Below are 6,834 nucleotides of genomic sequence, written 5' to 3' on the forward strand. Positions count from 1 at the left end.
CGCACACCGCACGACTCCGGTGCGATCGGGCGTTCAGCTCAGGTCGCGTATCGACGACCGGACGATGACCGGCATCGGGATCAGCACCGCTCCCAGAGGGTGTTCGCCGAGCAGCATCTCCACGGCGGTGCGCCCCATCACGTCGTAGGGGAGACGCGCGGTGGTGAGGCCGGGACGTTGGAAGCTCGCGAGTTCCTCGTCGTCGAAGGATGCGACGGAGATGTCGTTCGGGACGGTGAGGCCGCGCTCCGCGATCGCCTGGTACACCCCGAACGCGACGCCGTCGTTGCCCGCCAGGATCGCCGTGATCTCGGGATGCGCGTCGAGCATCTGCAGGGTGAAGTCGTAGCCGATGTCGGGATTCCATTCGGGAACATCGACGACGAATGGCTGAACGCCCGCCTCGGCGAAGGCAGCATGGATCCCTTCGAACCGCGACCCGATGGTGACCGAGTGGAGCGGGGACGACACCGCGCGCGGGTTGTTGCCGATCACGCCGATCAGACGATGTCCGGCCTCGGTGAGCAGGTGCGCCATCGCATGACCCGCCGTGCGCTCGTCCGGCAGCACGGAAGGATGCCCGGCCGTCGACGTTCCGTTCACGATCACGACGGGCACGTCGTGCGGAGTCTGGGGAACCTCGATCATGCGTGCGCCGAGGAGTCCGATCAGGATGCCGTCGACCCGGCGGTCGATCATCGCCTGGATCTCATCGGAGATGGTGGCGTCGTCCCCCTCCGTCTCGGCGATGAGAACGGTGTGGCCGTGTTCCTTCGCTGCGGAGAGAAGTCCGCGGATCATCTCGGATGCGTAGCGGGTCACGGTGATCTGGTCGGAGATGAAGCCGAGGGTCTTCGTCTTCCCGAGTCGTAGGCTCTGGGCCGCCGGGTTCGGCCGGTAGCCGAGTTCCTCAGCGGCTGCTCTGACCCGCCGTGCGGCATCAGCGGAGAGGCGTGAGCCCGGTCGATCGTTGAGGATCATGCTGACGGCGGCCTTCGACATGCCCGAGCGTGCGGCCACGTCGGCGAGCGTCGGCCTGCGATCCACGTTCTTCGGCATCGACTTCCTCCCATCGCGACGATCCCAGCTTAGGCAGTGGGCGCTCGACCGCGGAACCATCGTTGATGAATTGATTTAGCAAAATCGTTGCGGGTTCGATTTCGCGATGCTAACCTCGGCGATGCTGAATCAATTTAGCTTCACGGTGGGCTCCGCGCCATCGACCGTGGAGTCACGGAAAACAGGAGAGAACATCGTGGTTGATCTCACTCGCAGGGCCTTGTTCGGCGCGATCGGACTGGGCATCGTGGGCACCGTGGTCTCATGGCCACGGCTCACCGGGGCTGACATCCCCGGGCGCGGCAAGGATGTCCTGACGGTCGCCCTCTTCGGCACCGCGCAGGATGCCGTGGCTCGCCAGTCGTTGATCGAGGGGTTCCAGCGCACGCACCCCGGCATCGAGGTGCGCATCGTCGCCATCCAGGGTCAGGACTGGAGTGAGTACTTCGCGAAGATCCTGACCATGATCGCGGCGGGCACGCCTCCGGATGTCGTCACGGTTGCGACGGAGGGCGCGCAGCTCTTCGCCTCTCGCCTCGCGCATCCGCTCGATGACTTCGTGCGCAGGGATGCCGCCGAGATGCAGGAGTACTTCGATGACGTGAATCCGACGCTCATCGAGGCGTTCATGTACCAGGGCAGCCTGTTCCAGATGCCCGACAACTTCAATGCGGCGAACGTCTTCTACAGCACCCAGGCCATGGAGCGCGCAGGCCTCGAACGCCCCGCCGACAACTGGACTCTGGAGGATTTCCTCACCACGGCCCGCTCGATGAAGAAGAGCGCCCCCGAGCAGTTCCTCCCGTATTTCTGGAACAACCGGCTCTGGGGTGGCGTCGTGCCGTGGCTCTACGTCAACAACACCAGCTTCCTGCGCGAAGAGAAAGCAGGCGGAGGCGATTGGTTCTGGGATCGCTTCTACCCCGGCCAGCCGTCCCGCAGCGGAGGCTACGTGTGGAAGCAGGCCGACGCACTGAACGAGCATGCCGTCGAGAGCTTCTCCGTGCTGGAGCGCATGGTCTCGGAGGGTCTTGCGGCGAACCCCGCGCAGGGCGGCGGAAACGAGCTGGTCTCGCTGTTCTCGACCGGTTCGGTGGGGATGACACCCGCGGGCGGATTCTGGGTGCGCGGCCTCGAAGAGGCAGGCGTCGCGAACGACGCCTATGACGTCACCTACTTCCCACGGATGTCGGGGCAGCGGCATCAGTTCGGCGCGGGCGGCTACGCGATCATGGAGACCTCTCCGCGCAAGGACGAGGCCTGGGAATGGCTCAAGTACTGCGTCTCGGTCGAGGGGATGACGATCGCCCATCCGCGACCGGACTCCTCGCTGCCTCGACGCTCGCTCAACGCCGAGCTGTACGGCGCGGGGGTGGGACCCGCCCACTGGGAGGTCTTCTACGACACCCTCGACAAGTTCCCCGACACCGGGCCGATGCCGGCCCCGCCGCAGCAGGCCGCTGTCGAGTCCGCCCTGCTCAAGAACGTGGTGTCGACCATCACCAACGGTCCGTCCGGCGTACGCCGGGGCCTGGAGACGATGCAGCGAGATCTCGAGATCGCGCTGGGAGGACGATGATGTCGGAGAGCACTGCAACCCTCACCGTCCCGCCGGGTGCACGCGGCGAGACCGGCACCACCGCTCGATCCGGGCGCGCCATCGTGTGGATCTTCCTGGCCCCCACTCTGATCGGCCTGGGGCTGTTCAACCTCGTGCCGATCGTCGGATCGTTCGTCCTCGCGTTCTTCCGCTGGGACATCATCTCCGATCCGGTGTTCGTCGGTGTCGACAACTTCGTCGACCTCGCGATGAACCCGACCGTGCGCGTGTCGTTCCTGAACACCATCGGCTTCGTCATCGTCGCGGTCATCCTGCAACTCACGGTCGCGCTGGTGCTCGCCATCCTCGTGCAATCGAAGATGCCGACGTGGCTGCGCACCTTCTTCCGGTCGTCGCTGTTCTTCCCGCTGATCCTGTCGGCCGCATCGGTCTCGCTGATCATGGCCTACCTGTTCAATCAGGAGTTCGGGCTCGTGAACCAGACGCTCAACCTGATCGGCATCGCCGACGTCGGGTGGCTGACGACCGGGCTCGGGGCGAAGGTCGTGGTGCTGCTGGTCTACGTGTGGCAGAACTTCGGCTTCACGTTCCTGCTCTTCATCGGAGGGCTCGCCGCGATCCCGAGCGAGGTGTACGAGGCATCGTCGCTCGACGGCGCGGCCGGGTGGACGCAGTTCCGCATGATCACGCTGCCCCTGGTGAGTCCGACCCTGCTGGTCGCGTCGGTCATGGCGATCATCAACGCGCTGCAGATCTTCGATCAGCCGTGGGTGCTCACGCGGGGCGGACCCGGTGATGAGACCCGAACCGCAGTGATGGTGATCTACGAGTCCGCCTTCCGGGAGCTCGACTTCGGTGGTGCCTCCGCCATCGGAATCGTGCTGACTCTTCTCATCATGCTCGTCACGGCCATCCAGTTCCGGCTGAGCCGCCGATTCGTCTTCTACGGGTGAGGCCATCATGACTACGACAATCATCACGAAGCGCTCGTGGGCCCAGACCCTCGGCACAGGCGGCAAGTTCGTCATCCTCGGATTGGCGGCCTTCCTCACTCTCGGGCCCGTCGTCTGGACCTTCGTCACGGCGCTCTCGCCCACCGACAGCGTCACTCAAGAAGTCACCGTCGGATTCGGTGCGTTCGCCGACGTCTTCACCAAGATCCCGCTCTGGCTGTACGCCTGGAACAGCGCGCTCGTGGTGATGCTCGTCGCCGCGGGGCAGATGCTCTCTGCAGCGATGGCGGGCTACGTCTTCGCCAAGTTCGAGTTCCGCAGCAAGAAGCTCCTGTTCGCTCTGATCCTCGCGACCATGATGGTCCCGTTGCAGGTCACGATCGTGCCGGTGTTCATGCTGGTGAGGGGCATGGGTCTCGCCGACACCCTTCTGGCGCTCATCGTGCCCGCCTTGCCCACCGCATTCGGCACGTTCCTGATGCGGCAGTACTTCATGGGGATCCCGACGGAACTGGGGGAAGCCGCGCAGCTCGACGGCGCGGGGCCGTGGCGCACGTTCTTCGGCGTGTACCTGCCGCTGGCGACGCCGGCCCTCGCGATCGTCGGCATCCTCGCCTTCAACTATCACTGGAACGAGTTCTTCCGACCGCTGATCATGACCATCAGCGATCAGAACTTCACGTTGCCGCTCGGTCTCGTGACACTGCAGGGGAACCTCGGCACCGGCAGCATCTCGACGGTGCTCGCCGGAGTGATCCTGTCCATGATCCCCGCCCTCCTGGTGTTCTTCTTCGGGCAGAAGCCGCTGCGCGAGGGACTCACGGCGGGCGTCGGCAAGTGATCGACACCCGCACCACAGTAGAAAGACGACTGCTCCGGTGACAACCACTGATCTTCCCCCGGTCCGCATCGCCCATCCGCGCATGCACTTCGCCCCCCGCAACAACTGGATGAACGACCCGAACGGACTCGTGTTCCACGATGGGCTCTACCATCTGTACTTCCAGTGCAACCCGAAGGGGGTCTCACACGCGAACCTCAGCTGGGGCCACGCCACGAGCACCGACCTGACGCGGTGGACGGAGCACGCCCCGGCGATCCTGTGGGACGACGATGCGCAGATCTTCTCAGGCTCCGTGGTCGTGGACCACGGCAACACCTCGGGATTCGGCACGGCTCTGGAGCCGGCGCTGGTCGCGCTCTACACGGCCGCGGCGCCGGGACACCAGGCCCAGGCACTGGCGTACAGCACCGACGGTGGCTACGTCTGGACGAAGTACGAGGGCAACCCCGTACTCGACCGCGGCACGAGCGATTTCCGTGACCCGAAGGTGTTCCGCTATGACGACGGCGCTGACGGGTACTGGGTGATGGTCGCGGTCGAGGCCGAGGATCGTCAGGTGCTGTTCCACCGATCCGACGACCTCAAGACGTGGACGTTCCTGTCGGCGTACGGTCCGGCGGGGCCGGTCGGCGGGGTCTGGGAATGCCCGGACATGTTCCCGCTCGCCGTCGATGGCGACGAGGCCGACGTGCGCTGGGTGCTGCTGATCAGTCTGAACCCGGGCGGCATCGCGGGCGGTTCCGGTACTCACTACGTCGTCGGTGACTTCGACGGCACAGTGTTCCGCCCGACCGCGCCCCACCCGACACCCGGCCGCGAGCTGATGAACGACCGGAGCCAGTCTCGCGAGGAGCTGGAGGCCTTCGGCTGGATCGATTTCGGGCCCGACTGCTACGCCGGCGTCACCTTCGACGGTCTCGCGCGGCACGAGCGAACGCTCATCGCCTGGATGGACAACTGGGACTATGCCGGCCGCATCCCCGCCGATGACGCTGATGGACATCGCAGTGCGATGACTCTTCCGCGTCGGCTCTCGCTCACCCGCGACCAGAGCGGAGTCGAGCGACTGCGACAGGAGCCGATCATCGAGTTCGGCGCCGGGGAGAGCATCGATCTCGGGTCCTTGGCAGGGAGTGTTCAGCTCGCCGAAGGCGTCTCAGGTGCGGCGCGGATCCGCCTCACAGCCGAGTTCGGCGATGCGCAGGGAGTGGAGCTGCGCATCGATTCGGCGTCAGACGAGGAGCGGGTCGTGATCCGTCAGGACCGCGCGAGCGGACGCGTCGAGCTCGAGCGTCCTGGCTCAGGGATGCCGTCAGGCTTTCCAGGCTCTCCGTCGATGCGTCTCGATCAGTCGGGCGCGATCGAATGGGACCTCTGGATCGACGCACTGAACGAGCGGGTGTCATCCGTCGAGCTGTTCACACAGAACGGCGAGAGGGTGCTCACCGCGCTGATCCCCTCCGCGTCGCCCCGCACCTATTCCGTCGCAGCCGTCGGGGGAGCCCTGCGGGGAGCACGAGCCGATGTGGCGGAGTGGGAATGCTGACCTCCCGGTGCCTCGTGGTGGGGGAGGCCCTCGTCGATGTCGTCGACGGCGTGCCCCATGCGGGGGGATCGCCCATGAACATCGCAGTCGGCCTCTCCCGGCTGGGGCTCCCGACGCGACTTCTCACCAGGATCGGCGACGACGAGTACGGGCGGATGCTGGAAGAGCATCTCGCCCGTGAGAGCGTCGCCGTGGCAGCGGCGAGCAGCCGACCAGGGGAACCCACCTCACGTGCCATCGCCGTGATCGGGGTGGACGGTGCGGCCGTCTACGATTTCGATATCGAATGGAGCCTCTCCGAGTCGGCCGCGATCGCGGAGGCGGCTGATGCCGCGATCGTCCACGTCGGGTCGCTCGGGGCTGCTCTCGAACCCGGCGCCACCGCCGTGCGCGCGATGCTGGCTACCGTCACGAGTCGTACTCTGCGCACCTACGACCCGAACATCCGCCCGGCGCTGCTGGGACCGCGAGGCGCAGCGGTGGCACGCGTCGAGGCGATCATGGCCGCATCCCAGGTCGTGAAGCTCAGCGATGAGGATGCCGAATGGCTCTACCCCGGTCGCTCCGTCGATGACGTGCTCGCGCACGTGCTCGGCCTGGGCGCCCGTTTCGCCATCGTGACCAGAGGTGGTGACGGGTGCGTCGCCGCGATCACAGGCGCGGGCGAGCCGGTCACGAGTACCGCGAGAACGGTGCAGGTGGTCGACACGATCGGAGCCGGCGACGCGTTCATGTCCGGACTCGTCTACGGGATCGTCTCCGCCGGCCTTCTGCCCGTGCTCACGGCCGAGGTGTTCCGCCCCGGCGACGAGGATCTGAAGGCGTTCGAGCGAGTGATCGAGATCGCCCTCGCCAGCGCAGCCGTCGCCGT

At 66.1% G+C, this 6,834-nt stretch carries 6 protein-coding genes; 5 read left to right on the forward strand and 1 reads right to left on the reverse strand.

The window, feature by feature from the left end; translation table 11 throughout:
* Nucleotides 1–33 precede the first annotated feature (33 nt).
* Nucleotides 34–1,059, reverse strand: a complete 1,026-nt coding sequence (locus MRBLWO12_RS19345) for a LacI family DNA-binding transcriptional regulator (protein ID WP_363558457.1) — start codon at nt 1,057–1,059, stop codon at nt 34–36.
* Between the two features lie 196 nt (nt 1,060–1,255).
* Here MRBLWO12_RS19345 and MRBLWO12_RS19350 point away from each other — a divergent pair, with 196 nt between their 5' ends.
* The 5 genes from MRBLWO12_RS19350 to MRBLWO12_RS19370 form a co-directional block, all read left to right on the forward strand.
* On the forward strand, nt 1,256–2,638 hold the full coding sequence (locus tag MRBLWO12_RS19350; protein ID WP_363558459.1) for an extracellular solute-binding protein: 1,383 nt from the start codon (nt 1,256–1,258) through the stop codon (nt 2,636–2,638).
* Nucleotides 2,638–3,573 carry a carbohydrate ABC transporter permease gene (locus MRBLWO12_RS19355; RefSeq protein ID WP_363558461.1) on the forward strand — a complete coding sequence of 312 codons (936 nt, stop codon included), beginning with the start codon at nt 2,638–2,640 and terminating at the stop codon, nt 3,571–3,573. Before MRBLWO12_RS19350 ends, MRBLWO12_RS19355 begins: the two co-directional genes overlap by 1 nt.
* Before the next feature lie 7 nt (nt 3,574–3,580).
* Nucleotides 3,581–4,414: a carbohydrate ABC transporter permease gene (locus MRBLWO12_RS19360; protein WP_363558463.1), complete on the forward strand. Its 834-nt coding sequence runs from the start codon at nt 3,581–3,583 to the stop codon at nt 4,412–4,414.
* A 37-nt stretch (nt 4,415–4,451) separates the two neighbouring features.
* Nucleotides 4,452–5,963 carry a glycoside hydrolase family 32 protein gene (locus MRBLWO12_RS19365; RefSeq protein ID WP_363558465.1) on the forward strand — a complete coding sequence of 504 codons (1,512 nt, stop codon included), beginning with the start codon at nt 4,452–4,454 and terminating at the stop codon, nt 5,961–5,963.
* On the forward strand, nt 5,957–6,834 hold an 878-nt coding region (locus tag MRBLWO12_RS19370), incomplete at its 3' end, for a PfkB family carbohydrate kinase (RefSeq protein ID WP_363558467.1). The genes MRBLWO12_RS19365 and MRBLWO12_RS19370, both read left to right, overlap by 7 nt.

The sequence above is a fragment of the Microbacterium sp. LWO12-1.2 genome (assembly GCF_040675875.1).
Classification (GTDB): domain Bacteria; phylum Actinomycetota; class Actinomycetes; order Actinomycetales; family Microbacteriaceae; genus Microbacterium.